Origin of the sequence: Streptomyces sp. NPDC058637 (genome assembly GCF_042717325.1) — a bacterium.
Classification (GTDB): domain Bacteria; phylum Actinomycetota; class Actinomycetes; order Streptomycetales; family Streptomycetaceae; genus Streptomyces.
Genome location: NZ_JBHXRD010000025.1, coordinates 68,449 through 94,242 on the forward strand (window position 1 = coordinate 68,449; position 25,794 = coordinate 94,242).

Consider the following 25,794-nt stretch of genomic DNA (forward strand, 5'->3'; position numbering starts at 1 on the left):
TCTTCCCCCGTCGCCCACGGCCATTCCCCGGCAGCGTCTCGATCGCGCCTCGATCACGCATCGGCGGGCACAGCGGCCTCACGTGCCGCGTCCGGCCCTTGGGCGAGGAGCACGGCGAAGCCGTCCTCGTCCAGGACGGGCACCTTCAGCTGCATCGCCTTGTCGTACTTCGAACCCGGGTTCTCGCCGACCACCACGAAGGAGGTCTTCTTCGAGACGGAACCGGTCACCTTCGCGCCCCGGCTCTGGAGCGCGTCTTTCGCGCCATCCCTGGTGTGCGTCGCCAGCGTGCCGGTGACCACGACGGTGAGGCCTTCGAGGGGCCGCGGGCCCTCCTCCTCGCCTGCGCCCTCGTCCTCCGTCCGGACCCCGGCCTCCCGCCACTTGCGCAGGATCTCGCGGTGCCAGTCCTCGGCGAACCACTGCTTGACGGACGCCGCGATGATCGGGCCGACCCCGTCCGCGGCGGCCAGCTCCTCCTCGGACGCCTCGTCGATCCGGTCGATGGAGCGGAACTGCCGGGCCAGCTCCTCGGCGGCCACGGGGCCCACATGGCGGATCGAGAGCCCGGTGAGGATCCGGGCCAGCGGGGCCTGCCGGGCCGCCGCGATGCCCTCCAGCATGCCCAGGGCGTTCTTCCTCGGTTCGCCCTGCTGGTTGGCGAAGACCGTCGCGATCTTCTCCTCGCCGGTCTTCGGGTCACGCCTGGGGAGCCCGCTGTCGGGGTCCAGGACATAGGCGCGGATCGGCAGCAGCTGCTCCACCGTCAGGCCGAAGAGGTCGCCCTCGTCCCGCAGGGGCGGCTCGACGGGCTCCAGCGGCTTGGTCAGGGCGGCGGCGGCGACATAGCCGAAGTGGTCGATGTCCAGGCACTTGCGGCCCGCGAGATAGGCCAGCCTTTCCCGCAACTGGGCCGGGCAGGAGCGCGCGTTGGGGCAGCGGAGGTCGATGTCGCCCTCCTTCATGGGCCGCAGGCCCGTACGGCACTCGGGGCACTCGGACGGCATGACGAACTCCCGCTCGCTGCCGTCGCGCAGGTCGACGACCGGTCCGAGGATCTCCGGGATGACGTCGCCCGCCTTGCGGAGCACCACCGTGTCGCCGATGAGGACGCCCTTGGCCTTCACCACGTTCTGGTTGTGCAGGGTGGCGAACTCGACCTCGGAGCCCGCCACCTCGACGGGCTCGACCTGGGCGTACGGCGTGACCCTGCCGGTGCGTCCGACGCCGACCCGGATGTTGACCAGCTTGGTGTTGACCTCCTCCGGCGCGTACTTCCAGGCGATCGCCCAGCGCGGTGCGCGCGAGGTGGAGCCGAGGCGGCCCTGGAGCGGGATCTCGTCGAGCTTGACGACGACCCCGTCGATCTCGTGCTCCACGGAGTGGCGGTGCTCGCCGAAGTACGCGATGAACTCCCGTACGCCGTCGAGGGAGTCGACCACCCTGTTGTGCCGGGCGGTCGGCAGGCCCCACTCATGCAGCAGCTCGTAGGCCTGCGAAAGGCGGTCGATGCCGAAGCCCTCACGGGCACCGATGCCGTGCACGACCATGTGGAGCGGGCGGGTGGCGGTGACCTTGGGGTCCTTCTGGCGCAGCGAACCGGCCGCCGCGTTGCGCGGGTTGGCGAAGGGCTTGTCGTCGGCCTCCACCAGCCGGGCGTTGAGCTCCTCGAAGGCCTCCATCGGGAAGAAGACCTCGCCGCGGATCTCGACGAGCGCGGGGATCCGGTCGCCCGTCAGCCGGTGCGGGATCTCCGCGATCGTACGGACGTTGGGTGTGATGTCCTCGCCGGTGCGCCCGTCGCCGCGGGTCGCGGCCCGGGTCAGCCTGCCGTGCTCGTACGTGAGGTTGACCGCGAGGCCGTCCACCTTGAGCTCGCACAGGAAGTGGTGCCCGGGCGTGCCCACGTCCCTGGCGACGCGCTCGGCCCAGGCGGCCAGCTCCTCGTCGTCGAAGGCGTTGTCCAGGGAGAGCATGCGCTCGCGGTGTTCGACGGACGTGAACTCCGTGGTGTAGGGCCCCGCGACCTTCTGGGTCGGCGAGTCCGGCGTGCGCAGCTGGGGGTACGTGTCCTCGACGGCCTCCAGCTCACGCATCAGCCGGTCGAACTCGGCGTCGCTGACGACGGGCTGGTCCTTCACGTAGTACCGGAAGCGGTGTTCCTCGATCTGCTCGGCGAGGAGCGCGTGCTGCTCCCGCGCCTGGGTCGGCACACCCGTCGGCTGCTGTGCCTGCTGTTCGCCGGCCATCGTCCCGTTCCTCCCGTTGACCCGTTACTCAGGGTTGTCTGCGAGCGACCTCGCGGCCCGGGCGCAGTGGGCGAGCGCCGCGCGCGCGTACGCGGGCGACGCCCCCGCCAGCCCGCAGGACGGGGTGATCACGACGGACTCGGTGAGAGTCCCCGGATTGAACCCCAGCCTGCTCCACAACGTCCTGACACCCATGACGCTACCGCCAGGGTCCGACAATGCGGTCGAGGCCGCGTCGACTCCGGGAATCACGCCGAGGAAGAGCTGGGTGCCGGATTCGACGGCTTCCCCGATCGCCTCCTCCTCACGCTCGGTGAGGAGGGAGAAGTCGAACGAGACGGCGTCGGCTCCGGCGCGGCGCAGCAGCGCGAAGGGCACTTCGGGGGCGCACGAGTGGATCGCCGTCGGCCCCTCGGCGTTCACCGCGAGGAGTTCACGGAGGGCGTCCTCGACGACCTGGCGGTCCACGGCACTGTAGGTGCGGTATCCGCTCGCCGACCTGACCCGGCCGAGCAGCACGGCGGTCAGGGAGGGCTCGTCGAGCTGGAGGACGACCTCGGCGCCGGGCACCCGGCGCCGGACCTCCGCGAGGTGGCCGCGCAGCCCCTCCGCCAGCGATCCGGCCAGGTCACGGCAGGCGCCCGGGTCCGCGAGCATCGCCTCGCCGCCGCGCAGTTCCAGGCCCGCGGCGAGGGTCCAGGGGCCGACGGCCTGGATCTTGAGCAGCCCTTCGTAGCCCTGGGTGTACTCCTCCAGGGCGTCGAGGTCCTCGCCGAGCCAGGAGCGGGCGCGCCGGGTGTCGCGGCCGGGGCGGTCGCTGATCCGCCACCCGCTGGGCTCGACGTGACCGTACATCTCGACGAGCAGTCCGATGGTCCGCCCGGTCATGTCCGCGCCGGGGCCGCGCGCGGGCAGCTCCGCCAGGTGTGGCATGCCCTGCCCGTCGGCGAAGGATCCGGCGACGGTCCTGGCGGCCTCCCGCGCGTCGCCGCCCGGCATGGATCCGACCCCGGTGGCGGCACACTCGCTGAACTTGCTCTTCTCGCTCACGTGGAGAGCCTACGGGCCGTACGGGCCCCGGTTCATCGGTGGCCGGGGCGGACCGTCAGGTTGTTGATCTCGGCGTCGCGCGGCAGGTCGATCGCCAGCAGGATCGTGGTGGCCACCGACTCGGGCTCGATCCAGCGGGACGGGTCGTACTCCTTGCCCTCCTGCTGGTGGACCTTGGCCTGCATGGGGCTGGCGGTGCGCCCGGGGAAGACGGAGGTGACCCGCACCCCGTTCCCGTGCTCCTCGTGGCGCAGCGAGTCGGCGAGGGCCTTCAGGCCGTGCTTGCTCGCGGCGTACGCGCCCCACTCGGCGTGCGCTTCGAGTCCGGCGCCCGAGTTCACGAAGACGACGTGGCCGTGCGAGACGCGCAGCTGCGGCAGCAGCAGACGGGTCAGTTCGGCGGGGGCGATCAGGTTGGCGTTGAGCTGGAAGTGCCAGGCCTTGGGGGTGAGGTCGCCGATCCGGCCGAGCTCGACGACGCCCGCGATGTGCAGCAGCGAGTCGAGGCGTTCGGGCATCGGCTGCTGCCCGAACGCCCAGGAGAGCCGGTCGGGGTTGCCGAGGTCGCCGACGAGCGTGCGCGCCCCGGGGTGGAGCGCGGCCAGTTCTTTGGCGCGTCCCGCGTCCCGGGCGAGCAGCACGAGTTCGTCGCCGCGCTCCAGGAGGCGGCGGGCGACGGCCGCTCCGATGCCGGAACCGGCGCCGGTGATGAGATGAGTAGGCATGCCCTCATGCTGTCATCCCGGCGGCGCGTCACCGTCGCCCGCTCCGGGTCTCACCGCCGGCCGCTCCGGGCGTCACCGGGGTTGCTCCGGGCGTCATCGCGGTCCGGCCGGTCCGGCACGGGATGTCACAGCAGGCCGGCCGACTCCTCCAGGTAGGCGAGCGCCCCGACGCCGTCCTTGGCGAAGAAGACCAGGTCGGTGAGGGGCAGCGGCAGGAAGCCCTCGTCCTCCATGCGCTGGAACTGCTGGCGCAGGCCGTCGTAGAAGCCGGCCGTGTTCAGCAGGACGACGGGCTTGGTGTGCTTGCCGTGCTTCTTCAGTTCCAGGATCTCCGTGGCCTCGTCGAGCGTTCCCGTGCCGCCGACCATGATGACGACGGCGTCGGCCTTCTCCAGGAGCAGCGCCTTGCGCTCGGCCAGGTCCTTGGCGATCACCATCTCGTCGGCGTCGGTCCTGGCCTTCGCCGCGAGGAATTCCACCGACACACCCACGAGCCGCCCGCCGGACGCCCGCACCCCGTCTGCGACGACCTTCATCAGCCCGCTCTCCGATCCGCCCCAGACCAGGGTGTGCCCGCCCCGGCCCAGCAGTTCGGCGAATTCCCGGGCGGGCACGGTGTAGCGGTCGTCGAGGTCGGCGGCGGAGAGGAAGACGCAGATGTTCATGGGGACACCGTACGACCGGCCTCCGACCCGGGAAGAAACCGGCTTCCCGGGCGGCTGAGAGACATATGACTTCCCTCGCAGGACACACCATCACCGTCGAGCCCGCCGCCGTGCACGTCCGCGCGGTCCGGGACGGCTCGGTGCTCGCCGAGAGCCACCGCCCGCTCGTGCTGCGCGAGACGGGCTGTCCCGTCCGCTACTACCTGCCGCCCGAGGACGTCCGCACCGATCTGCTGACTCCTTCGGACACCCGTACGCACTGTCCGTTCAAGGGGGACGCGTCGTACTGGTCGCTGCCGGGTGCCGCGGATCTCGTCTGGGCCTATCCGGAGCCGAAGGAGCAGGTCGCCGCGATCAAGGACCACTTCTGCTTCTACGCCACGGAAGTGGTCTCCGACTGACCGTCAGAAAGTTTCTCGTGCCGGTGCGATGAGTTCCGCACGGCGGCACGGTCCACCCTCGCATGGACACGATTCTCTCCCGTGACGGCACGTCGATCGCGTACCGCGTGCGGGGCGACGGGCCGCCGGTGGTCCTTGTCGGCGGGGCACTGAGCACCGCGGCGACCGAGGAACCGCTGGCCGCTCTGCTGGCACCGCACTTCACGGTCGTCACGTACGACCGCCGGGGACGCGGCGCCAGTGGCGACGGCGGGCCGTACACGGTCCGCCGGGAGGTCGAGGACCTGGCCGCGGTGGCCGGGCGGGCGGGTGAGCGGGTGTCCCTGTTCGGCATGCTGTCGGGCGGGGCGCTGGCCCTGGAGGCGCAGGCGGCCGGGCTGCCGGTGGACCTGCTGGCCGTCTACGAGCCGCCGTACACCCCGGGGCCCGCCGGCCTGCTCCACAAGTCCCGCTGCACGGCCCGGCTGCACCGGATGCTGTCCATCGGTGACCGCGACGGGGCCGTCGCCCTGTACCTGGCCCGGACCGGCGTCCCCGAGGCGACGATCGCCCGGATGCGCCACGCCGCGCTGTGGGCAGGTCTGAAGGCGCTGGCGCACACCCTGGCGTACGACGACGCGCTGCTGGGCGACGGCGCGGTCCCGGCCGAGCGGTTCGCTTCCGTAACGGCCCGCGCACTGGTGGTGAGCGGTGGCTTCAGTCCCGCCCCGATGCGCCGGATGACCCACGCCCTCGCCGCCGCGCTCCCCCGCGCGCGACACCGCACCCTGACGGGCCAGACCCGGGAGCTGGCGCCGCAGGCGATCGCCCCGGTCCTGGTGGACTTCTTCGCCCGGGACGTGTTCGCGCACCGGGCGTCGTAGGGGCACCACGGTCGCGCCCCGGTCCGGACGAGGGTCCTGACCGGGGCCTGTGAGCCGTGTGCCGCCGGGCCGGGTCGTCGCCGGGGAGCGACCCGGTCCGGTGGCCCCGGGTTCAGCCGGCGGCCGCCGCCTTCTCCTTGCGCACCGTCGTGGCGATGGTGGCCGATCCGACGACGCGCGTGCCGTCGTACAGCACGACGGCCTGGCCGGGGGCCACACCCCTTACGGGCTCGGTGAACGAGACGTGCAGCGTGCCGTCGACCAGCTCCGCCGTCACCTCGGTCTCGCCGCCGTGGGCACGGAGCTGGGCGGTGTACGTGCCGGGGCCGGTCGGGGCGGTGCCGCACCAGCGGGGCTTGACGGCCGTGAGTGCGGTGACGTCGAGTGCCTCCACCGGTCCGACCGTCACCGTGTTGCTCACCGGGGAGATGTCCAGGACGTAGCGCGGCTTGCCGTCGGGCGCCGGGTGGCCGATGCGCAGGCCCTTGCGCTGGCCGATGGTGAAGCCGAAGGCGCCCTCGTGGGTGCCCACCTTCGTACCGGACTCGTCGACGATGTCGCCCTCCGCGGGGCCGCCGAGACGGTCCGCGAGGAAGCCCTGGGTGTCGCCGTCGACGATGAAGCAGATGTCGTGGCTGTCGGGCTTCTTGGCGACCGCCAGGCCCCGCCGCTCGGCCTCGGCCCGGATCTCGTCCTTGGTGGTGAGGGTGTCGCCGAGCGGGAACATCGCGTGGGCGAGCTGCCTCTCGTCCAGGACGCCGAGGACGTAGCTCTGGTCCTTGGCCATGTCCGAGGCGCGGTGCATCTCCCGGGTGCCGTCCTCGTTGAGTACGACGGTGGCGTAGTGGCCCGTGCAGACCGCGTCGAAGCCGAGGGCCAGGGCCTTGTCGAGCAGCGCGGCGAACTTGATCTTCTCGTTGCAGCGCAGGCAGGGGTTGGGCGTGCGCCCGGCCTCGTACTCCGCGACGAAGTCGTCCACGACGTCCTCACGGAAGCGTTCCGCGAGGTCCCAGACGTAGAACGGGATGCCGATGACGTCCGCCGCGCGGCGGGCGTCCCGGGAGTCCTCGATGGTGCAACAGCCCCGCGCTCCGGTACGGAAGGACTGCGGGTTCGCGGAGAGGGCGAGGTGTACACCGGTCACGTCGTGGCCTGCCTCGGCGGCACGGGCCGCGGCGACGGCGGAGTCGACTCCGCCCGACATCGCGGCGAGCACACGGAGGGGGCGCTGGGAGATCTCAGTCATAGCCCATCCAGAGTACGGGGCCCCGGGAACCGAATGCGCGCGGATAAGCGTTGACGATCACATGGGCACCAGAGGGAAGGCCGGAGAATCCGGCAGCGGTCCGTCGCGCGGCATCAGCAGACGCACGCTGCTCATCGGCGGCGGCGCCGCGGCCGTGGGCACGGCGGCGCTGGCAGCGGAGGAGATCCGGCACGTCTGGTGGCGGGTACCGGGCGTGGAGAAGCCCCGCACGCCGGGTGAGCTGGACTTCGCGGACGCCCGCTGGGTGGCGGCCTCCGAGGCGAACTGGCGGCGGGCCGACCGCCCCGAGGACTACGGCGTGGACCGGGTGATCGTCCATGTCACCCAGGGCAGCTTCGCCAGCGCGGTCAAGGTCTTCCAGGACCCGGCGCACCAGGCGGCGACGCACTACATCGTCGGGCAGAACGGCCGGGTCACCCAGATGATCCGCGAGCTCGACGTGGCGTACCACGCCGGTAACCGCTCGTACAACGAGCGCAGCATCGGCATCGAGCACGAGGGCTTCGTGGACCGCCCGCAGGACTTCACGCCGGAGATGTACGCGGCGTCGGCGCGGCTGACGGCCGCGATATGCGCGCGGTACGGCATACCGGTGGACCGCGACCACATCATCGGCCACGTGGAGGTCCCCGGCACGGACCACACGGACCCGGGCCCCCACTGGGACTGGCCCCGCTACATGAACCTGATCGACGCCGCCCGCACCTGACGCCCCCTCCCCGGTCGGGGGGAGGGAGGGGACCGAAAAACGGGCGTTATGTCTGATTCCGCCGTCCGTTCCCTCCCATCGACCGGCGCCAGGCGCGGGCGTCAGCTGAGGCCGGCCGTTCTGGCTCGGTCGACCGCGGGGGCGATCGCGCGGGCGACCTCCGCCACGTCATTCTCCGTGGAGGTGTGTCCGAGGGAGAAGCGCAGAGTGCCGCGTGCCAGGTCGGGGGCGGTGCCGGTGGCCAGGAGCACGTGACTGGGCTGGGCGATGCCGGCCGTGCACGCCGAGCCGGTGGAGCACTCGATGCCCTGGGCGTCGAGCAGCAACAGGAGGGAGTCGCCCTCGCAGCCGGGGAAGGTGAAGTGGGCGTTGGCGGGCAGCCGGCCTCCGGGGGCCGGGTCACCGCCGAGGATGGCGTCGGGGACGGCGCGCAGCACGGCTGCGGCCAGCCCGTCGCGGAGTGCGCCGACCTCGCGGGCGAAGTCCTCGCGCCCGTCGGCGGCGAGCCGTCCGGCGACGGCGAACGCGGCGACGGCGGGTACGTCCAGGGTGCCGGAGCGCACATGCCGCTCCTGCCCGCCCCCGTGCAGCACGGGCACGGGAGCGTGGTCGCGGCCGAGCAGCAGCGCGCCGATGCCGAACGGGCCGCCGATCTTGTGCGCGCTGACGGTCATCGCGGCGAGTCCCGACCGGGCGAAGTCGACCTCCAGCTGGCCGAATGCCTGCACCGCGTCGGCATGCATCGGAATGTCGAACTCACGTGCCACTTCGGCCAGTTCACGTATCGGCATGATCGTGCCGATCTCGTTGTTGGCCCACATCACCGTGATCATCGCGATGTCGTCGGGGTCGCGGAGGATCGCCTCGCGGAGCGCCTCGGGGTGCACCCGTCCGTACCGGTCGACGGGGAGGTACTCGACGGTCGCGCCCTCGTGCGTGGCGAGCCAGTCGACGGCGTCGAGCACGGCGTGGTGTTCGACGGGGCTGGCGAGGAGCCGGGTCCGCCGGGGGTCGGCGTCGCGCCGGGCCCAGTAGAGGCCCTTCACGGCGAGGTTGTCGGCCTCGGTGCCGCCGGAGGTCAGGACCACCTCGCTGGGGCGCGCGCCGAGGGCGTCGGCGAGAGTCTCTCTGGACTCCTCGACGGTACGGCGGGCACGGCGCCCGGCGGCGTGCAGTGAGGACGCGTTGCCGGTGACGGCGAGATGCGCGGTCATCGCCGCGATCGCCTCCGGAAGCATCGGCGTGGTCGCGGCGTGGTCGAGGTAGGCCATGGTGGACCCGATTCTACGAGCCCCGGGCGGAGTGCATCGCGGGCGCATCGCGCCGCGGCTCGCACAGGGGCCTCACGGCGGCCCGTGGCCCGCCCCGGCCCGGAGCCCGATCCGGTACCGGAGGACCTTCGGCCCCGCCCCGGTCAGCCCCCGAAGCTCCAGGAGACGGTGCCGTTCGCGGTGACCAGGACCCCCAGGACGACCAGGTCGGCGATGCCGAGGGTGAGGCCGAGCAGGGCGCGCCCGCGACGGGCGGTGGAGCGGGCGAGGGCGATCGACGCCATGACGACGGCCGCGGGCCCGAGAAGGATATTCATCACAAGGAGGCCGAGCAGGCCGAGGACGAACGAGGCGACCGCCAGCCCGTCGGCCTCGCGGGCCCCCGCCCCGGCCTCACCGCGGGCGTGACGGACAGCGGGTGTACGGCGGGAGGTGCGGGTGAGTGCCGTGGCCGGTGTCATCGTGCGGGCTCCTTCGGTTCCGGTGGGGTACGAAGACGGGTCCCGCGGTCAGCGGGTTCGGCGGGCGAGGCGTTCGCGGACGCCGAACACGGCCAGCCAGAGACCGATCACGGCAGCGGCGGCCAGGGTCAGCGGGAGCGGAAGGTGCGCGACCGCCCCGAGAACGACCCCCAGCAGGAGCAGGGCGGCGACGAGGACGAACATGTGCGGCCTTTCTGCGAGCCATTGAGAGTACGACTGTTCACTGACCTGAGAGTCTAGACCGCTCACCCCTACCAAGTCTCGGAGAACGGTTGTTTACTGAATGGCATGAGTCACACCATCGGCATCCGGCAGGCCCAGAAGCGGAGGACGCGTCAGGCGCTGCTGGACGAGGCGCTCCGGCTGCTGGAACACCAGAGCCTGAGCAGCCTGGGCCTGCGCGAGGTCACCCGGGCCGTGGGTGTGGCCCCGACCGCCTTCTACCGCCACTTCGACGGCACGGCGTCCTTGGGCGTGGCCCTCGTCGAGGAGACGCTCGGCAGTCTGCACGGCATGATCGGCGCGGTCCTCGCCGAAACCGGCGACAGCGAGGAGCGGCTGGACCGCGGCGTCGAGCTGATCGCCCGTCATGTCGCGGCCCAGCCCGCCCACTTCCGCTTCATCGCGCGCGAGCGGCACGGCGGCGTCGGCCCGGTCCGCGAGGCCATCGCCGCCCAGCTCCGGCTGTTCGCCGAAGAGGTCGCGGCGGCGCTCGGCACGGAGCCGGAATCGACGGGCTGGGACCGGGAGGATCTCCTGATGCTGGGCGGCCTGTACGTCGACCACATGGTGATCACGGCATCGGCGCTGCTGGACGCGGGGCCCGAGGGCGAGCGGGAGGTCGTCCGCGTGGCACGGCGCCGACTGCGCCTGGTCACGCTGGGAAGGGCGCACTGGCTGGACGGGGGCGGGGATGGGGAATAAGCCCGGAGCAGGCCGTCGGACGTGAACGGGGACGGGCAGCCGGGCACCGGATCCGGGGCAGATCGGGCGCCGCCGGAGTGGGACGGGCGCCGGCGGGGATCGGCCGCGGGGCCCCGTCGTCGGTGTCGCCCGGCGCTGGCTCTCCGGCATCGAGGACGTCGACCTCGACGAGGCGGCGCGCATCCTGCCCGACCGGATCTGGCGGTCCGTCGGCGCGTAGGCGCGCCCCCGGCGTCTCAGCCGTCGCCCGCGTACAACTCGACGACCGCGGCCGCCGCTTCGGCGAGCAGACGGCGTGCCTCCGGGGGCGCCAGCACTTCGAGATTCGGGCCGAAGGACAGCAGGGACCGCGCCCACGCCACCTCCGGCACGGCGAGCTCGGCCAGCAGCCACGATTCCTCGCCCTGCGGCTCGGGCCGGCCCGTGAGGGCGCCCGCGTGGAGGCGTACGAAGAGGTCCAGCCGGGAGCGGTGCACACGCACCCGCAGCCGTACGACCCCGGGGCGCTCCTCCACCTGCCTGCGCAGCACCTCCCAGGTGTCGGACAGCTCCACCCCCTCCCTCCGCACCACGGGCTCCCCGGTGAGGGACGCCTCCCGCACCCGGTCGGCACGGAAGAGCCGGGGTGCGCCGTCGAGGTCGGCGACCAGGTACCAGACGCCCGCCTTCACCACGAGGCCGTAGGCGTCGACGGTGTAGGTGCGTGGGGTGTCCGTGCCGCTGTGCCGGTAGCTCAGCAGCAGCCGCCGGTCCGCGAGTACGGCCTCGTGGAGTTCGGCCACGTCGACCGGCGTCCGCGGGCCGCTCATCCAGCGGACCGGGTCCACGAGGACGCGGCGGCTGGTCTGTTCTGCCGCGGGCCGGTGCGGGGCGGGGAGTGCGGCCATCACCTTGCGCAGGGCGGAGCCGAGCGCGGCGTCGAGGCCGAGGGCGGAGTGGGCCCCCTGCGTGGCGAGGACGAACAGGGCGCGTGCCTCGTCGGTGGTGAGCCCGGTGACATCGGTACGGAAGCCCGGAAGCAGCGCGATCCCGCCGTTGCGCCCCCGCTCGGCGTACACGGGGACACCGGCGGCCGAGAGGGCCTCGACGTCGCGGTAGATGGTGCGTACGGAGACTTCGAGGCGCTCGGCGAGCTCGGCGGCGGGCACCAGGCCCCGGGTCTGGAGCAGCAGCAGGACGGAGAGCAGCCGGTCGGACTTCACGGCCCCATCATGACGCGGGCGCGGCCACCGGTGACCGGTCCACGGTGGCCCCTGTCACGCTGGGAGCGTTGCCCCGGAGCGGGACGGTGGGCCGCCTCGCCTGTCAGCCGCGCGGTGCGCGGGCCAGCTGGCGGGACTGGGCCACCAGACGGCCGGCGCTGTCCCAGACGTCCGCGTCCTCCTCCAGGAATCCGCCCGCGAGGTTACGGGTGGTGATGGAGACGCGCAACGGGCCGGGGGCCGGACGGCAGCGGATGTGGGTGGTGAGCTCGATGGTGGGCGTCCAGCCCTTCAGCCCCAGCTCGAAGGAGGTCGGCGGCAGCGCGTCGACGGTGAGCAGCAGCGAGAGGGGGTCCGCGTCACGGCCGTCCGCGAGTCCGAACCAGCCGCGCATCTCTCCCCTGCCGGACGGGGCGCCGACGGCCCAGCCGATCGTCGCCGGGTCGAGCTTGACGTCGAGCCGTTCGGTGATGGCGGAGCTGCCGGGGATGGGCGCCGGACCGTCGGAGGGGCCGAGGCAGTGCTCCCGCGGCGGGATGGCGGGCGGCTCGGCCGACGTACGGACGTCGTCGGTGAGGCCGTCCAGGTCGCCGTAGGTGGCGAGCACCCGGATGCGCTCGACCTCGGTGCCGTCCCCCGCGAACTGGAAGAGCGAGGCCTCTCCGGTGGAGAGCGTGCGGCCGGTGCGCACGACCTGCGTACGGATCACCGCGGGCCCGGGGACGGAGGCCGTCAGGTAGTGCGCGGACACCGAGAAGGGGTCGGAGTGCGGCAGCGCCTCACCGAGCGCCCGGCCGAGCATGGCCAGCAGGTAGCCGCCGTTGACCGCGTGGATGATCGTCCAGCCCGCGGAGAGCTCCGCGTCGTAGACACCCTCTTCGCGGAGGGTGACGGCGGTGTCCCGGTCGAACTCGCTGTCGCCGATGGTCGCCCGCGTGGTGCGCTGCGCCTGCGCTGCTGCCTGTGCCATGGGACGCACCGTACACCGATCACATTACTGAGCGGTAGCTTTATGTTGCGGTCAGATGACGGCCTGGGATTCCTCGGCCGTGGCCGAACGGCGGTTGTAGGCGCGCGGGGCCCGCCAGTGGAAGCGCATGGCCAGCAGCCGCAGCGTGAACGCGGTGATCGCCGCCGCGCCACTCGTATAGGCGTTGAGGACGTCGAAGCGGATGCAGAGCACGACCATGACGGCCCCCACGATCGCCGGGACCGCGTACAGGTCGCGGTCCCAGCGCAGCAGTGAGGGCACCTCGTTGGCCAGTACGTCGCGGAGCACACCGCCACCGACCGCGGTGGCCAGGCCCAGAGCGGCGGACGCGGTGAGGCCCAGCCCGTAGTCGTACGCCTTGACCGTGCCGGCGACGCAGAAGAGCCCCAGTCCGGCCGCGTCGAAGACGTTGACGCCGACCTGGATCCGCTCGACGTGCGGGTGCAGGAAGAACACCAGCCCCGCGGCGAGCAGCGGGGTCAGGAAGTAGCCGAGATCCGTGAAGGCCGCCGGGGGCAGCGCGCCGATGATCACATCACGGAAGATCCCTCCGCCCAGCGCTGTCACCTCGGCGAGGACCGCGATGCCGAAGACATCGAAGTTCTTGCGTACGGCGAGCAGGGCGCCCGAGATCGCGAAGACGAAGATCCCGATGATGTCGAGCGCATGCTGGACGGAGGGAGTGAAGAGTTCGTTGAGCACCGGACAGTTCTACAACGTCCGGTGCCCACGATGTCGCCGGCAACCGTCAGGCGGAACCGGTCTTCCCTTCGGCACCGGGCCCGGCCCGGTCCGTCGCCTTGTCCGGAGCCTTGTCCGCGGTCGCGGACCCGTCCGCCGCCTCGTCCGGAGCGTCGGCCGCCCCTGCGGTGTCGCCCTCGGGCGCGACAGCCTCCCCGGCGACAGCGGCCTCGGCCACCGGCTCCTCGGCGGACGTCTTCTGCGCGGGCACCTTCGCAGCGGGTATCTCCGCGACGGGCACCTTCTCGCCGACCGGCTCCCCTACCGGCGCGACCGGCTCCTTGGCGGGCGCGACCGGCCCGCCCGGCTCCGCAGCCACGGCATCCGCGTGCGCGGCCGCGTCCACGGGCCCGGCCTCCGCCGCCTTCTCCGTCCCCACGACCGCCTCGATGCCTGTGGGGCGGGTCAGGCCGATCGTCCCGTCCTCGATCTCGGCCGCGAAGTGGCAGGCCACCTTGTGCCCGTCACCCAGGTCCGTCAGGACCGGGCGTTCGAGTGCGCACCTGTCCTGCACCCACGGGCAGCGGGTGTGGAACCGGCAGCCCGCCGGCGGGTTGGCCGGCGAGGGCAGGTCGCCCTGGAGCAGGATCCGCTCCCGCCGGTCCTCGACCTCCGGGTCGGGCACCGGCACGGCGGACATGAGCGCCCGGGTGTAGGGGTGCTTCGGCCCGGCGTACAGCGCGTCGCTCGGCGCCTCCTCCACCAGGGAGCCCAGGTACATGACCCCGATGACGTCGGAGATGTGCCGGACGACGGCGAGGTCGTGGGCGATGACGAGGTACGTGAGCCCGAGGGACTCCTGCAGCTCCTCCAGCAGGTTGATGACCTGCGCCTGGATCGACACGTCGAGCGCCGACACCGGCTCGTCGCAGATGATCACGTCCGGTTCGAGCACCAGGGCGCGGGCGATGCCGATGCGCTGGCGCTGTCCGCCGGAGAACTCGTGCGGGTAGCGGGACAGCGAGTTCGCGGGCAGGCCGACCTTGGCGAGGATCGCCTTGATCTTCTCCCGGCGGTCCGCCCGGTCGGTCCCGATCCCGTGGGCCGCCATGCCCTCGGAGAGGATCGACTCGATGTTCTGCCGCGGGTTGAGGCTGCCGAGCGGGTCCTGGAAGACCATCTGCAGCCGGCGGCGGAACTTGCGCATCTCCTCGTCCGGCAGCTTGGCCAGGTCGGTGCCGTCGAAGACGACCTCACCGGAGGTGATGTCCACGAGCCGGAGCACGGCCCGGCCCAGCGTCGTCTTGCCACAGCCCGACTCGCCCACGAGCCCGTACGTCTGTCCGGCCTCGACGCTCAGCGAGATGCCGTCCACGGCGTACACGTGTCCGACCGTACGGTCGAAGAAGACACCCTTCTTGACGGGGAAGTGGACCTTCACATCGTCGAGTTCGAGCAGGCTCATGCCGAAACCTCCGCCTTGGGCAGGACCGGGTTGACACAGCGCACCTGGTGTCCGGCCGTGCGTGGTTCGGTCAGTTCGGGAGTGCCCGTGAGGCACTCCATCGTGTAGAAGTCGCAGCGGGGCGCGAAGGCGCAGCCGTCGGCCCAGGCGATCTTGTCGTTGATCGACCCGCGGATCGGGTGGAGCGGTTCTCCGCGCGGTGCGTCCAGCCGCGGGATGGACCCGAGGAGTCCGTGCGCGTACGGGTGCGTGGGCGCGGCGAACAGCTCACGCCGGCCCGCGGACTCCACCGCCCGTCCCGCGTACAGCACGTTGACCTCGTCGCAGATGCCCGCGACGACCCCGAGGTCGTGGGTGATCATCAGCAGGGCGGTGCCCTCCTGGTCGACCAGTTCCTTGAGGAGCTCCAGGATCTGGGCCTGGATGGTCACGTCGAGCGCGGTGGTCGGCTCGTCGGCGATGAGCAGCCGGGGCGCGCAGGCCACCGCCATGGCGATGAGCGCACGCTGCCGCATACCGCCGGACAGCTGGTGCGGGTACTCCTTCAGCCGCCGGCGCGGGTCGGGGATGCCGACCCGGTCCAGCAGGTGGGCGGCCTCCTTGCGGGCGGCCTCCCCCTTCAGGCCTCGGTGGCGCTGGAGGATCTCGGTCACCTGGATGCCGATGGGGATCACCGGGTTCAGGGAGGACAGCGGGTCCTGGAAGATCATCGCCAGCTGGCTGCCGCGCATGTCGCGGAGCTTGCGCCGGCTGATGGTCAGCAGGTCCTGGCCGTCGAACTCGACGCGTCCGCCGACCTTCACGCCCTTGTCGGGCAGCAGGCCCATCAGGGCGAGCGAGGTCACGGACTTGCCGCAGCCGGATTCGCCGACCAGGCCGACGACCTGGCCCTGGTCGACGGTGAAGGAGACGCCGTCGACCGCGACGGAGTCCTTGCGGCCGCGTCCGCCGAAGGTGACGCTGAGCTGGTCAACATTGAGCAGTGCCATGGGAGATCAGCCTCGCAGCTTCGGGTCGAGGGCTTCGCGCATGGCCTCGCCGAGCAGGGTGAAGCCCAGTGCGGTGATGATGATCCCGACGGCCGGGTAGGCGGCCATCATCGGCTCGTTGTCGAAGAACCGCTGCGCCTGGGAGAGCATGACGCCCCACTCCGGGATCGCCGGGTCCGGGTTTCCGAGGCCGAGGTAGGACAGGGCCGCGGCTTCGATGATCGCGGTGGCGAGGCTGAGCGTCGCCTGGACGATCACCGGGCTCAGCGAGTTGGGCAGGATCTGCGTGAGGACGATCCGCTTCTTCCGGATGCCGAGCGCCTTGGCCGCCAGGACGTAGTCCGCGCCGCCCTGGGCGAGCATCGAGCCACGCAGCAGACGGGCGAAGACGGGGATCTGGACGACACCGACGGCGATCATCACGGTGGTCAGGGACTGGCCCATGACCGCCGCGACGGAGACCGCGAGCAGCAGCGAGGGCAGCGACAGCATGAGGTCGGTGATGCGCATGATCACGGTGTCGATCCGCTGACCGGTCCTGCCGCCGAGCGTCGCGGCGGCACCGGACAGGACGCCGACGGCGGCGCCGATGACCAGGCCGATGAGCATGGAGACCACACCCACGAGCAGGGTCTGGCGTGCCCCGACGAGCATGCGGGAGAAGAGGTCACGGCCCAGGTGGTCGAGGCCGAACCAGTTCTCGCCGCGCATGCCGACGAACTTGCCCTGGTTGGTGAAGACTTCACCGCGCCAGGTCTGGGCGGTGGGGCTGTACGGGGCGATCCACGGTCCCACGATCGCCATCACCACGAACAGGCCGATGACGACCGCGCCGATGATGGCCATCTTGCTGCTCCGCAGCCGCCGCAGCGCCTCGCGCCACAGGCTCGCGCCGGAGGTCGACTCGGTCTGCTGGGTCAGCTCGGCGAGCCGGTCGATCTTGTCGGCCCTCTTGGTCGATGCAGTCACGTCAGTGCACCCGCACTCTCGGGTCGATGATGCTGTAGGCGACGTCGACCAGCAGGTTGATGAGGACGTACACCATCGCGATGAAGAGGATGAACCCGACCAGGACCGGGTAGTCGCGGGCGTCGATCGAGGTACGGATGAAGGAGCCGATCCCTCCGAACGAGAAGACCGACTCCGTGAGCACCGCACCGGAGAGCAGGCTTCCGGTCAGCAGGCCGACCGCGGTGACCACGGGGAGCAGCGCGTTGCGGAGCACGTGCCGGCCGCGTACGACGCGCTTCTCCAGGCCCTTGGACTCGGCGGTGCGGATGTAGTCCTCGCCGAGGACCTCCAGGACGCTGGCCCTGGTCATCCGCACGATCACGGCGAGCGGGATGGACGCGAGGGCGATCGCGGGCAGCACGAGGTGCATGATCGCGTCCCAGGTCGCGTCGAGCTCACCGGTCAGCAGGCCGTCCAGGGTGGCGAAACCGGTGATGTCGGTGGCGTCGAGACCGGTGGAGAGCCGGCCGTAGCTCGGGAAGATGCCCAGTTCGACCGCGAAGATGCCCTTGAGCATCAGCGCGAGGAAGAACACGGGGATGCAGATGCCGATCAGCGATCCGGACACCGAGGCCACGTCGAGCCAGCCGCCGCGGTGGCGGGCGGCGAGGTAGCCGAGTGGGATGCCGACCAGGATCGCGATGACGATCGCCGCGACGCTGAGTTCCACGGTGGCCGGGAAGCGCAGGACGAATTCGTCCCACACCGGCTGACCGGTCTGGGTGGAGGTGCCGAGGTCCAGTTCGAAGATGCGCTTGAGGAAGCGCCAGTACTGGACGTAGACCGGCTCGTCGAGTCCCAACGCCCGGTTGATGCGCGTCACTTCGGCTTCGGTCGCCCGCTCGCCCAGGATCGCTGAGGCGGGTCCGCCGGGCAGTCGGTTCAGCCACAGGAAGAGGAGAACCGACAGGCCGAGCAGGGTGGGTATGAGCTGTAGCAGTCTTCGTACGACGAGTCGCAGCACCCCGCGTGCCCCTTTCTTACGTGTCGAAAAGTGGGCCCGCCCGGCCACCGGGAAGCTGTGGCCGGGCGAACCCACTGATGTGCGGTTACTTGAAGGAGACCTCGGCGAAGTTCTCCTGCGTCAGCGGGGAGACCTTCGGCGGGTTGACGTTCTTGGCGAACGCGATGGCGGGCGGCGACGACGAGATCGGGAGACCCGGCAGGTACTCCATGATGGTCTCGTTGGCCTTCTTGTAGGCCTCGACGCGGGCGGCCGGGTCGGTCTCCTTCGACGCGGCGTTCACCGAGTCGAAGACCTTGGCGTCCTTGAAGCCCCACTGCTTGTCGGCGCCGGCGAACCAGGTGCCGATGAAGTTGTAGCCGTCGTTGAAGTCACCGGTCCAGCCCAGCATGTGCAGGGCGCAGGAGCCGGCCTCGGTGGCGTCCAGGTAGTCCGGGGCCCACTTCATGGCCTTCGGGACGACCGTGATGCCGGCCTTCTCGAGGTCGGCCTTCATCAGCTCGAACATGTCCTGCGGGGCAGGCATGTAGGGGCGGGTGACCTCGGTCGGGTAGCAGAACTCGACGGAGAGCTTGCTCTCGCCGGCGCCCTTGAGGAGCTGCTTCGCCTTGGCGGTGTCGAAGGCGAACTCCTTCACCTTGTCCGAGTAGCCGGCGACCGTGTCGGGCATGAACTGCGTGGCGACCTTGCCGCCCTCGGGCAGCTGGGTCTTGACGATGTTCTCGCGGTCGATGGCGTGCGCGATGGCCTGGCGGACCTCGGGCTTCTGCAGCGCCTTGTTCTTCGACTGGGTCATGCCCACGTAGAAGAGGTTGAAGACGTCACGGGTCGGGACCTCGTAGCCCTCGCCCTCCAGCGTCTTGATGTCGGCGGGTGCGACCAGGTCGTATCCGTCGATGTCACCGGCCTGGAGCGCCTGGCGGCGGCCCTCCTCGGTGTCGATCGTGCGGAAGACCAGGTTCTTCACCTTGGCCTTGTCGCCCCAGTAGCCGTCGAAGCGCTCGAGGCTGACTTCCTTGTTGCTCTTGTTCCACTTGGTGATCTTGTACGGGCCGGTGCCGGCGACCGTGCCGGCCTCCTGGCTGTACTTGGGGTACGTGATCGCGTCGCCCTTGGCGGTCGCGTCCTGCTTCTCGTACTCCTTGAGGGCCTTCGGCGAGTGGATCGCCAGGGCCTGCAGCGAGAAGCCGCCGGGCAGGTTCGCCGAGGGCTCGTTGACCTCGATGACCGCCGTGTTGGCGTCCTTCGCGGTGCAGGACTTGTAGTTCGCCGCGGGCGCCTCGGCGTCCTCGTTCTTCGCGAAGCCGCCCATGATGGACTGCCAGTAGTACGAGACCGCGCTGGACTGGTACGTGCCCGCCCAGTTGAACCAGTGGTCGTAGTTCGCGCAGACCGCGTCGGCGTCGAACGTCTCGCCGTCGTGGAACTTCACGTCCTTGCGCAGGTTGAACGTCCACACCGTGCCGGCGGCGTTGCTCTCCCACGTCTCGGCCAGTCCGCCGACGAGCTTGCTGCCGCCGGACTCGTGCTCGAGGAGGGCTTCGAACGCCTGACGCGTGACCCGGAAGGTCTCACCGTCGCTGGCGAGCGCGGGGTCGAGGGACCCGGGGTCGCCCGCACCGGCGAAGACGAAGGTGTCCTTCGCTCCGTCCTTGGCATCGTTGTCCCGCTCACTGGAGCAGCCCGTGGCGATCAGACCGACGGCCACGGCCGCCGTGATCGCCCGAACGGTTCGGGACTTGTTTATTCGCATGGTGGGTCCACCCCAGGTCAGCAGTGTGTGGAGAGGCATTGATTGGCCCGAACACTACATTCGCGAAGCAGTGCGGAGAACAGTCCGCATAGCGGTGATACCTACCTGAGACCCGGACACTCAACAAAGCGGACAGATACGGGACATCCTGCCCGCGCTTGTTAACCGGTTCGAAATCAGGACCAGTTCAGTGGAGCTGTGACGGCGGGTAGCCGTACCCGGGAGCGGCGGCGGGCGGCGGGCCCGCCTGGGCGTGCGCCTCGCGGTCGTAGAACGGTCGGGAGTTCGCGCGCAGCCACATCGCGACCGGATCGTATTCGTCGGACATCGAGACGGTGGAGACCGGCAGCCCGTCGGGAACGACGCCGATCGACTGCCGCATCATCGCGCGGACCGAGTCGACGGAGGGCCGGCCCGTGTCGTAGAGGTCGAGTCCGATCGCGAGGTACGGGGCGCCGAGCGCGGGCTGTACCCAGGCGCGGCGCAGTGCGCGGACGGCCGGGGTGCGGTGGGCGTTGTGCGACAGGAGGGCGTAGAACTGCGGGATCTCGATGGCGGGTTCCGTCAGCCGCAGCGGGCCGGCCGGCATCCGGTCGAGGCCCGTCGCGATGCGGCGCAGGTCGAGCCAGGGGATGCCGAGGCCGCCGCCGGGGGCGTGCGGGTTGAGCCAGATGCCCCAGCGGTCGGGGAAGAGGGCGCGCGCGATGTCGCGGCCGGTGATCAGCTCGTGGGCCCTGTTCCAGCCGCTGGCCGAGAGCTCCTGGGCGGAGGTCACACAGGGGGCGTAGCCGAGGCCTTCGACCTCCATGTTGCCGTACTGGGCGTCGGGCGAGCCCGCCGTGCCGTGCCAGAGCAGCATCCAGATCCGGCCCTCGGACAGCGCCCGCAGCAGCGCCTCGTACGCGTCGAGGCGTCCGGGGGTCACCTGCCGCAGCATGTGCTCGACCTCTCCGGCCGCCGCGGTGCCTGACGCACTCACCCTGGGTCCCGCCCCTCATCGATCCGCTGTCCGCTGTCTCGCGGTGTCGTTCCGCCGCGCCCGGGCACACGGGGCGACCTCGCCATCAAACCAGCTTATGTGCCGTCCCTGACACCGGCTCGACGTCACGGGCGGCGTGTGCTCAGTGCCCCTCGCGCCGGTAGAACGGCCTGACCTTGTCCGACATCCAGTCACCCACCGGGTCCTGGGTCACGTCGAGAAGGACGAGATTGACCGGCCAGGGAGCCTGGACCCGGCCCAGGGCGCGGCCCAGGGCGTCCAGCGGGGCGCTCTGCCCGGCGCCGTCCCAGGTGGCGCATTCGACGCCGACGAAGAGGACCGGGTCGCCGCCCTCGATGCTGGCCAGTGCCCGGCGGGCGGTGCTCACCACGCCGATGTCCTGGAATTCGGCGGCCACCGCGGCGAGGAAGTCGACGGGGTCCTCCTTCCAGTCCGGCTCGTACAGCCGCACCCGCCCACCACCACCGGGCCCGTCCAGCGGGGTGCGTCCGGCCTTGCAGAGCTCGGCCACGGCCGGGGGCGGCAGCGGTACGCCGACGGCCCCGCCCGGGTTGACCGCGATGCCCAGCTGGGGCGGGAGTCCGCGGGCGAACTCCCGGGCGGGCGCCACGGCGAAGGACATGTGGGAGCCGACGCAGTGCAGGAACTGCGCCTCGGAGCTGAACACGGGGACGTAGGCGCCACCGTCGATGTCGACCGTCGGCAGGTCCAGGTCGGGGCTGTCGGGTCCGCCACCGTTCGGGAGGGGGACCCAGACCTGGCTGCGGCCGAGGACCTCGACGAGCCGGCTTCCGGCCCCGGGCACGCCGAGGGCCGCGCTGAGCACTTCTTCGAGCTCGTTGGCCGGCCATCCGTGCTGCGGATGGACGTGGGCCTGGGCCGGAATGTCCACGGTGTGTGTCCCCTTCTCGCCATGCTGTGCGGCAGAAACCTTAGACGAGCCGCGCCCGGACGGCGGTGACAGGGACGACGACGCGGGCCGGGACCGCCGTACCGTCCAGATTCCGGACAGCCGGACGGCGATTCCCGGCCTATGCGTCTGCAAACGAGACCAGGGTGATCGCCGCGGCGGCCTCACGGTCGAGGAGCACCGCGGAGGCGCAGCCCGGCGGCAGCAGTCCGTCCTCGGTGTCGCGCAGCAGGCGCCCCACCGCGCGCCGGTGGCGGGCGAAGGCGTAGCCCGAGACCCCGCGGCCGCGCTCCCGCTGCCCCTCCCTGGCCACCTGCGGGGTGACGTCGAGCAGGACGAGGTGCAGGGTGCCGGTGCGCCGTCGGGCCGCGCGCGCCAGCCACCGCCGCACCCATGCCTGCGTACCGCAGTCGTGCACGACGACGGATCCGCCGGAGCGCAGCGCCCGCCACAGCCCGAAGTAGTGCGCGACGCGCACCAGGGGGCGGTACAGGGCGTACGGGAGTAAGCCGGGCAGCGAGGCCGCCCAGCGGTCCCTGGTGTCCTGGGAGTCGATCGCGTGTTCCCGGACCGCGCGCCGGATCAGCGTCGACTTCCCGCTGCCGGGCAGCCCGGAGACCACCACCACGTCGCCCGCCGCGAAGTCCAGGCTGCGCGGGCCTTGCCCGCCCCGGCCCCGCAGGTCACGCACCACCGGGGCGTGCGCGCCCGGAAGCTCCCGGGCGGGTGCCCCCTGCTGTGCGGGCATCGCACCGCGCGCTGCTCCTGTAGTTGTCACGTAGCGCTGCAACGTCATCGCCCTCCCCCTGCCGAGTCACCCACACCTGACCTCCCGAGAAGTGTAAAGAAAAGGTAATGCGGCACAACCGGTTACGGCTGTACGGGCCGTGCCGGGCGCGCCGCCGTGCGGGTGCCTTCCGGCCGCGGGCCGCCCGTACGGATCCGGACACCCCACTCTCCCGCAATGCGTGCGATGATGACCCCGCCAACTCCATACCGGCCGTTTGAATCCGCGCGGGAGAGTCCCGGTCACTGTGTGCACCGGGCGCCGAAGGAGCAAGTTCCTCCCTTGAATCTCTCAGGCCCCGTACCGCGCGGATGAGGCAGATCTGAAAAGCGGGCCGTTCTGCGGCTCCACCCAAGGTGCAAGCCGACCCCGGAGGGGCTGACCCGTTCAGACCCCCTCCCGGACCCTTTCAGGGGGTCCCGGCGAACCTCTCAGGTTCCGATGACAGATGGGGAGGGATCGTCCTCTGTCGTCATGCCCTGGAGCCGTATCCATGAGCACTGCCCCCGCCTCCCGTCTCACCGCCCTCGACGCGCTGCACCGTTCGCTGGGCGCGACCATGACCGACTTCGCGGGCTGGGACATGCCCCTGCGCTACGCCAGTGAGCGCGACGAGCACAACGCCGTGCGTACCCGGGCCGGTCTCTTCGACCTGTCGCACATGGGCGAGATCACCGTGACCGGACCGCAGGCGGCGTCCTTCCTGAATTACGCCCTGGTCGGCAACATCGCCACCGTGGGCCCGGGGCGGGCCCGCTACACGATGATCGTCGCCGAGGACGGCGGGATCCTGGACGACCTGATCGTCTACCGCCTCGGCGAGACCGAGTACATGATCGTCGCGAACGCGGGCAACGCCCAGACCGTCCTGGACACGCTCGTCGGGCGTGCCGGGGCCTTCGACGCCGAGGTGCGGGACGACCGGGACGCGTACGCGCTGCTCGCCGTCCAGGGACCCGGGTCCCCCGCGATCCTGAAGTCGGTCACGGACGCCGACCTGGACGGACTGAAGTACTACGCGGGCCTGCCGGGCACGGTCGCCGGCGTCCCGGCGCTCATCGCGCGCACCGGCTACACCGGCGAGGACGGCTTCGAGCTCTTCGTCTCCCCGGAGCACGCCGAGCAGCTGTGGAAGGCCCTCACCGAGGCGGGTGCCCCGCACGGCCTGATCCCGTGCGGTCTCTCCTGCCGCGACACGCTGCGCCTGGAGGCGGGCATGCCGCTGTACGGGCACGAGCTGACCACCGCGCTGACCCCCTTCGACGCGGGTCTCGGCCGGGTCGTGAAGTTCGAGAAGGAGGGCGACTTCGTCGGGCGCGAGGCGCTGGAGGCCGCCGCCGAGCGGGCCGAGACCGCTCCGCCGCGCAAGCTGGTCGGCCTGGTCGCCGAGGGCCGCAGGGTCCCGCGCGCCGGGTTCTCCGTCGTCGCCGGGGGTCAGGTCGTCGGCGAGGTCACCTCGGGCGCCCCCTCCCCCACGCTGGGCAGGCCGATCGCCATGGCGTACGTGGACGCGGCGTACGCCGCGCCCGGCACCGAGGGTGTCGCCGTCGACATCCGGGGCGCGCACGAACCGTACGAGGTCGTGGCGCTGCCCTTCTACAAGCGCGAGAAGTAGTCCCGCTCGCCCGGGACGTGACGTAGTCCCGTCTCACCACGCAAGACCACCGTTCATCAGCACTCCCCCGCGTACAGGAGAATTCAGACCATGAGCAACCCCCAGCAGCTGCGGTACAGCAAGGAGCACGAGTGGCTGTCGGCCCTCGAGGACGGCGTGGCCACGGTCGGCATCACCGAGTTCGCGGCCAACGCGCTCGGGGACGTCGTCTACGCGCAGCTCCCGGAGGTCGGTGACACGGTGACCGCGGGCGAGACCTGCGGCGAGCTGGAGTCGACCAAGTCGGTCAGCGACCTGTACTCGCCGGTGACCGGCGAGGTGACCGCGGCGAACCAGGACGTCGTGGACGACCCGTCGCTGGTGAACTCCGCCCCCTTCGAGGGCGGCTGGCTGTTCAAGGTGCGTGTCGCGGAGGAGCCGAAGGACCTTCTCTCCGCCGACGAGTACACCGAGTTCTCCGGTAACTGAGACCCAAGGGACCACCTGATGTCGCTTCTGAACTCCTCCCTCCACGAGCTGGACCCGGACGTCGCCGCCGCCGTCGACGCCGAGCTCCACCGCCAGCAGTCCACCCTCGAGATGATCGCCTCGGAGAACTTCGCTCCGGTCGCGGTCATGGAGGCTCAGGGCTCCGTCCTCACCAACAAGTACGCCGAGGGCTACCCGGGCCGCCGTTACTACGGCGGCTGTGAGCACGTCGACGTGGTCGAGCAGATCGCCATCGACCGCATCAAGGCGCTCTTCGGCGCCGAGGCCGCGAACGTCCAGCCGCACTCCGGTGCGCAGGCGAACGCCGCCGCGATGTTCGCGCTGCTGAAGCCGGGCGACACGATCATGGGCCTGAACCTCGCCCACGGCGGTCACCTGACCCACGGCATGAAGATCAACTTCTCCGGCAAGCTCTACAACGTGGTCCCGTACCACGTGGACGACACCGGTGTCGTGGACATGGCCGAGGTCGAGCGCCTGGCCAAGGAGTCCAAGCCGAAGCTGATCGTGGCCGGCTGGTCCGCGTACCCGCGTCAGCTCGACTTCGCCGCCTTCCGCCGCATCGCGGACGAGGTCGGCGCGTACCTGATGGTCGACATGGCGCACTTCGCCGGCCTGGTCGCCGCGGGGCTGCACCCGAACCCGGTGCCGCACGCCCACGTGGTCACGACCACCACGCACAAGACCCTCGGCGGTCCGCGCGGCGGCGTGATCCTGTCGACGCAGGAGCTCGCCAAGAAGATCAACTCCGCGGTCTTCCCCGGTCAGCAGGGCGGCCCGCTGGAGCACGTGATCGCCGCCAAGGCGGTCTCGTTCAAGATCGCGGCGGGCGAGGAGTTCAAGGAGCGGCAGCAGCGCACCCTGGACGGCGCCCGCATCCTGGCCGAGCGGCTGGTCCAGCCGGACGTCTCCGAGGTGGGCGTCTCCGTCCTCTCCGGCGGTACGGACGTCCACCTGGTCCTCGTCGACCTGCGCAACTCCGAGCTGGACGGCCGGCAGGCGGAGGACCGGCTCCACGAGCTGGGCATCACGGTCAACCGGAACGCCATCCCGAACGACCCGCGGCCCCCGATGGTCACCTCCGGTCTCCGGATCGGTACGCCGGCCCTGGCGACCCGTGGCTTCCAGGCCGAGGACTTCACCGAGGTCGCGGAGATCATCGCCTCCGCGCTCAAGCCGGCCTACGACGCCGACGACCTCAAGGCCCGTGTGAGCGCGCTCGCCGGGAAGTTCCCGCTGTACCCCGGCCTCAAGTAGGTCACCCGCAGTTCGCACGCCGGGTGGGGGCACCGCGCACACTGAAGAGTGAGCACGGTGCCCCCACCCCTGTC

At 71.2% G+C, this 25,794-nt stretch carries 26 protein-coding genes, 1 pseudogene and 1 riboswitch; of the genes and pseudogenes, 8 read left to right on the forward strand and 19 right to left on the reverse strand.

Going from position 1 to position 25,794, the window contains the following annotated elements:
• Positions 1–53: 53 nt before the first annotated feature.
• The 4 genes from ligA to ACFWVP_RS24325 form a co-directional block, all read right to left on the reverse strand.
• Positions 54–2,249 (reverse strand): NAD-dependent DNA ligase LigA, encoded by a 2,196-nt coding sequence (gene ligA, locus ACFWVP_RS24310; protein ID WP_384499653.1) that lies wholly within the window; start codon positions 2,247–2,249, stop codon positions 54–56.
• A 24-nt stretch (positions 2,250–2,273) separates the two neighbouring features.
• Positions 2,274–3,299 (reverse strand): methionine synthase, encoded by a 1,026-nt coding sequence (locus tag ACFWVP_RS24315; RefSeq protein WP_384499654.1) that lies wholly within the window; start codon positions 3,297–3,299, stop codon positions 2,274–2,276.
• A 32-nt stretch (positions 3,300–3,331) separates the two neighbouring features.
• Positions 3,332–4,024, reverse strand: coding sequence for an SDR family oxidoreductase (locus tag ACFWVP_RS24320; protein WP_384499656.1), 693 nt, complete (start codon positions 4,022–4,024; stop codon positions 3,332–3,334).
• A 125-nt stretch (positions 4,025–4,149) separates the two neighbouring features.
• On the reverse strand, positions 4,150–4,689 hold the full coding sequence (locus tag ACFWVP_RS24325; RefSeq protein WP_384499657.1) for a TIGR00730 family Rossman fold protein: 540 nt from the start codon (positions 4,687–4,689) through the stop codon (positions 4,150–4,152).
• A 65-nt stretch (positions 4,690–4,754) separates the two neighbouring features.
• Between ACFWVP_RS24325 and ACFWVP_RS24330 the strand changes: the two genes are divergently transcribed.
• A complete protein-coding gene (locus ACFWVP_RS24330; RefSeq protein ID WP_384499658.1) occupies positions 4,755–5,090 on the forward strand; it encodes a DUF427 domain-containing protein in 336 nt (111 codons plus the stop codon).
• Between the two features lie 62 nt (positions 5,091–5,152).
• Positions 5,153–5,953 carry an alpha/beta fold hydrolase gene (locus ACFWVP_RS24335; protein WP_384499659.1) on the forward strand — a complete coding sequence of 267 codons (801 nt, stop codon included), beginning with the start codon at positions 5,153–5,155 and terminating at the stop codon, positions 5,951–5,953.
• 112 nt (positions 5,954–6,065) lie between these two features.
• On the opposite strand, the gene mnmA is transcribed toward ACFWVP_RS24335, so the two are convergent.
• Positions 6,066–7,199: a tRNA 2-thiouridine(34) synthase MnmA gene (mnmA, locus tag ACFWVP_RS24340; protein ID WP_384499660.1), complete on the reverse strand. Its 1,134-nt coding sequence runs from the start codon at positions 7,197–7,199 to the stop codon at positions 6,066–6,068.
• A gap of 61 nt (positions 7,200–7,260) precedes the next feature.
• On the opposite strand from mnmA, the gene ACFWVP_RS24345 reads away from it, so the two are divergent.
• Positions 7,261–7,929 (forward strand): N-acetylmuramoyl-L-alanine amidase, encoded by a 669-nt coding sequence (locus ACFWVP_RS24345; protein ID WP_384499662.1) that lies wholly within the window; start codon positions 7,261–7,263, stop codon positions 7,927–7,929.
• Positions 7,930–8,030: 101 nt separating this feature from the next.
• Here the strand turns inward: ACFWVP_RS24345 and ACFWVP_RS24350 are convergent, their stop codons facing one another.
• The 3 genes from ACFWVP_RS24350 to ACFWVP_RS24360 form a co-directional block, all read right to left on the reverse strand.
• Complete coding sequence (locus ACFWVP_RS24350) at positions 8,031–9,200, reverse strand: cysteine desulfurase family protein (RefSeq protein ID WP_384499663.1); 1,170 nt, start codon at positions 9,198–9,200, stop codon at positions 8,031–8,033.
• A gap of 143 nt (positions 9,201–9,343) precedes the next feature.
• Positions 9,344–9,661: a DUF4190 domain-containing protein gene (locus tag ACFWVP_RS24355; protein ID WP_384499664.1), complete on the reverse strand. Its 318-nt coding sequence runs from the start codon at positions 9,659–9,661 to the stop codon at positions 9,344–9,346.
• A 48-nt stretch (positions 9,662–9,709) separates the two neighbouring features.
• Entirely contained in the window at positions 9,710–9,865 is a 156-nt protein-coding gene (locus ACFWVP_RS24360; protein ID WP_384066377.1) for a hypothetical protein, read from the reverse strand.
• Positions 9,866–9,970: 105 nt separating this feature from the next.
• Here ACFWVP_RS24360 and ACFWVP_RS24365 point away from each other — a divergent pair, with 105 nt between their 5' ends.
• Positions 9,971–10,606 carry a TetR family transcriptional regulator gene (locus ACFWVP_RS24365; RefSeq protein WP_384499666.1) on the forward strand — a complete coding sequence of 212 codons (636 nt, stop codon included), beginning with the start codon at positions 9,971–9,973 and terminating at the stop codon, positions 10,604–10,606.
• Between the two features lie 109 nt (positions 10,607–10,715).
• Positions 10,716–10,826: pseudogene (locus ACFWVP_RS24370) on the forward strand (TetR/AcrR family transcriptional regulator); the annotation flags it as partial.
• Positions 10,827–10,842: 16 nt separating this feature from the next.
• On the opposite strand, the gene ACFWVP_RS24375 reads toward ACFWVP_RS24370, so the two are convergent.
• The 11 genes from ACFWVP_RS24375 to ACFWVP_RS24425 form a co-directional block, all read right to left on the reverse strand.
• The gene (locus tag ACFWVP_RS24375) at positions 10,843–11,808 is read right to left on the reverse strand and encodes a helix-turn-helix transcriptional regulator (protein WP_384499668.1); all 966 of its coding nucleotides are present in this window, start codon (positions 11,806–11,808) and stop codon (positions 10,843–10,845) included.
• Between the two features lie 103 nt (positions 11,809–11,911).
• Positions 11,912–12,778, reverse strand: coding sequence for a thioesterase family protein (locus ACFWVP_RS24380; protein WP_384499669.1), 867 nt, complete (start codon positions 12,776–12,778; stop codon positions 11,912–11,914).
• Between the two features lie 51 nt (positions 12,779–12,829).
• Entirely contained in the window at positions 12,830–13,501 is a 672-nt protein-coding gene (locus tag ACFWVP_RS24385) for a trimeric intracellular cation channel family protein (RefSeq protein WP_384499670.1), read from the reverse strand.
• A gap of 46 nt (positions 13,502–13,547) precedes the next feature.
• Positions 13,548–14,945: an ABC transporter ATP-binding protein gene (locus ACFWVP_RS24390; RefSeq protein ID WP_384499671.1), complete on the reverse strand. Its 1,398-nt coding sequence runs from the start codon at positions 14,943–14,945 to the stop codon at positions 13,548–13,550.
• Positions 14,942–15,934: an ABC transporter ATP-binding protein gene (locus ACFWVP_RS24395; protein ID WP_384499673.1), complete on the reverse strand. Its 993-nt coding sequence runs from the start codon at positions 15,932–15,934 to the stop codon at positions 14,942–14,944. The genes ACFWVP_RS24390 and ACFWVP_RS24395 overlap by 4 nt, the downstream gene beginning before the upstream one ends.
• Before the next feature lie 6 nt (positions 15,935–15,940).
• Positions 15,941–16,903, reverse strand: coding sequence for an ABC transporter permease (locus ACFWVP_RS24400; protein WP_384499675.1), 963 nt, complete (start codon positions 16,901–16,903; stop codon positions 15,941–15,943).
• 1 nt (position 16,904) lies between these two features.
• Entirely contained in the window at positions 16,905–17,909 is a 1,005-nt protein-coding gene (locus ACFWVP_RS24405; protein WP_384499676.1) for an ABC transporter permease, read from the reverse strand.
• Between the two features lie 85 nt (positions 17,910–17,994).
• On the reverse strand, positions 17,995–19,662 hold the full coding sequence (locus ACFWVP_RS24410; RefSeq protein WP_384499677.1) for an ABC transporter substrate-binding protein: 1,668 nt from the start codon (positions 19,660–19,662) through the stop codon (positions 17,995–17,997).
• 187 nt (positions 19,663–19,849) lie between these two features.
• Positions 19,850–20,641 carry an enhanced serine sensitivity protein SseB C-terminal domain-containing protein gene (locus tag ACFWVP_RS24415; protein ID WP_384499678.1) on the reverse strand — a complete coding sequence of 264 codons (792 nt, stop codon included), beginning with the start codon at positions 20,639–20,641 and terminating at the stop codon, positions 19,850–19,852.
• A 142-nt stretch (positions 20,642–20,783) separates the two neighbouring features.
• Positions 20,784–21,554, reverse strand: coding sequence for an enhanced serine sensitivity protein SseB (locus ACFWVP_RS24420; protein ID WP_384499680.1), 771 nt, complete (start codon positions 21,552–21,554; stop codon positions 20,784–20,786).
• A 139-nt stretch (positions 21,555–21,693) separates the two neighbouring features.
• Positions 21,694–22,368, reverse strand: a complete 675-nt coding sequence (locus tag ACFWVP_RS24425) for an AAA family ATPase (protein WP_384499681.1) — start codon at positions 22,366–22,368, stop codon at positions 21,694–21,696.
• 209 nt (positions 22,369–22,577) lie between these two features.
• Positions 22,578–22,675: riboswitch (glycine riboswitch) on the forward strand.
• A 177-nt stretch (positions 22,676–22,852) separates the two neighbouring features.
• On the opposite strand from ACFWVP_RS24425, the gene gcvT reads away from it, so the two are divergent.
• The 3 genes from gcvT to glyA all read left to right on the forward strand — a co-directional run bounded on the left by gcvT (position 22,853) and on the right by glyA (position 25,720).
• Entirely contained in the window at positions 22,853–23,974 is a 1,122-nt protein-coding gene (gene gcvT / locus ACFWVP_RS24430; RefSeq protein WP_384499683.1) for a glycine cleavage system aminomethyltransferase GcvT, read from the forward strand.
• A 90-nt stretch (positions 23,975–24,064) separates the two neighbouring features.
• Entirely contained in the window at positions 24,065–24,442 is a 378-nt protein-coding gene (gene gcvH, locus ACFWVP_RS24435; protein ID WP_384499685.1) for a glycine cleavage system protein GcvH, read from the forward strand.
• Positions 24,443–24,460: 18 nt separating this feature from the next.
• Complete coding sequence (gene glyA, locus ACFWVP_RS24440; protein ID WP_384499687.1) at positions 24,461–25,720, forward strand: serine hydroxymethyltransferase; 1,260 nt, start codon at positions 24,461–24,463, stop codon at positions 25,718–25,720.
• Positions 25,721–25,794: the final 74 nt, after the last annotated feature.